This window comes from Neobacillus drentensis (genome assembly GCF_036966985.1).
GTDB lineage: Bacteria > Bacillota > Bacilli > Bacillales > Cytobacillaceae > Neobacillus > Neobacillus drentensis_E.
In genome coordinates, this window is sequence record NZ_JBALSN010000655.1 from 369 (window position 1) to 708 (window position 340).

Sequence of the window (340 nt, forward strand, 5' to 3'; positions counted from 1 at the left end):
CTGGGGTGGTTGGGTTATTGTTGGAAACCAGATCCGTTTCTATAGCAGCGGTGATGGGGGCTATGATTCACATTTTAAAGAAATTGGAGAAAAATATGGACCTTTTGATATCGCATTAATTGAAGGCGGCCAATACGATAGACGCTGGGCTTGGGCGCATATGTTTCCGGAAGAATCTGTACAGGCTAATATAGATGTAAAAGGAAAAAATATGATGTTAATGCATTGGGGAGCCTTTACCCTTGCGAATCATGGATGGTCAGAACCTATAGAACGTGCGTTAAAAGAGGCAAAGAAAAATGATGTGAATCTCATCGCTCCTAAAATCGGTGAAACTATT

At 41.2% G+C, this 340-nt stretch carries 1 protein-coding gene; it reads left to right on the forward strand.

Going from position 1 to position 340, the window contains the following annotated elements; translation table 11 throughout:
* Nucleotides 1-340 (forward strand): MBL fold metallo-hydrolase (locus tag V7659_RS29880; protein ID WP_335543656.1); only part of this gene is annotated, 340 nt, incomplete at both ends.